The organism is Bartonella sp. AP4SXKL (genome assembly GCF_042195845.1).
GTDB lineage: Bacteria > Pseudomonadota > Alphaproteobacteria > Rhizobiales > Rhizobiaceae > Bartonella.
The window spans coordinates 1-1189 of record NZ_JBHIPA010000053.1; the positions used below are offsets into that span (position 1 = coordinate 1).

Annotated in this window: 1 protein-coding gene; it reads right to left on the reverse strand. The window is 43.6% G+C overall.

Translation table 11 applies throughout. The features are described 5' to 3' along the window. Positions 1–12: 12 nt before the first annotated feature. A complete protein-coding gene (gene tuf, locus ACFIMI_RS09605) occupies positions 13–1188 on the reverse strand; it encodes an elongation factor Tu (protein ID WP_012755022.1) in 1176 nt (391 codons plus the stop codon). Position 1189 lies beyond the last annotated feature (1 nt).

Sequence of the window (1189 nt, forward strand, 5' to 3'; positions counted from 1 at the left end):
AACAAGCATTATTTATTCAATGATCTTAGAGACGATACCGGCACCAACAGTACGACCACCTTCACGAATAGCAAAACGAAGTTTCTCTTCCATCGCTATCGGAACGATCAACGAAACATCCATCGCAACATTGTCACCTGGCATAACCATTTCCGTTCCTTCTGGAAGCGTAACAATACCTGTAACATCCGTCGTACGGAAGTAAAACTGAGGACGATAATTCGTGAAAAATGGTGTATGACGTCCACCTTCATCTTTTGTCAAAATGTAAGCTTCTGCTTTAAACCGTGTATGAGGTGTAACGGATCCTGGCTTCGCCAATACTTGACCACGCTCAATCCCTTCACGGTCAACACCACGTAGCAGAGCCCCTATATTATCACCTGCTTGACCTTGATCTAAAAGCTTGCGGAACATTTCAACGCCTGTAACCGTCGTCTTAGACGTTGGACGAATACCGATAATCTCGATTTCCTCTCCAACTTTAATAACACCACGCTCAACACGACCCGTAACAACGGTTCCACGACCCGAAATCGAAAATACATCTTCTATCGGCATCAAAAATGGTTGATCAACAGGACGTTCAGGGGTTGGGATATAATTATCAACTTCACTCATTAAAAGACGAACAGCATCTTCACCAATGCTTTTATCCTTATCCTCAAGAGCTGCCAACGCAGAACCCTTAACAATTGGTATATCATCGCCTGGGAAATCATATTTGGATAAAAGTTCCCGAACCTCAAGCTCTACAAGCTCCAAAAGTTCTGCATCATCAACCTGATCAACTTTATTAAGAAAAACAACAATTGCTGGAACACCAACCTGACGTGCAAGCAAAATATGCTCACGTGTCTGAGGCATTGGGCCATCAGCTGCTGAAACAACCAAAATAGCACCATCCATCTGTGCTGCCCCTGTGATCATGTTTTTCACATAATCAGCGTGTCCTGGACAATCAACGTGCGCATAGTGACGATTTTCCGTTTCATACTCAACGTGTGCTGTAGAAATAGTAATTCCACGTGCGCGTTCCTCTGGCGCAGCGTCAATTTGGTCATAAGCTTTAAATTCACCAAAATATTTCGTAATCGCTGCTGTCAACGAGGTCTTCCCATGATCAACGTGACCAATCGTACCAATATTAACATGCGGTTTTGTTCGTTCAAACTTGCTCTTCGCCATT

Excerpts from the sequence above, each read along its gene's own strand:
- tuf (WP_012755022.1), bottom strand. The coding sequence starts at position 1,188 with ATGGCGAAGAGCAAGTTTGAACGAACAAAACCGCATGTTAATATTGGT.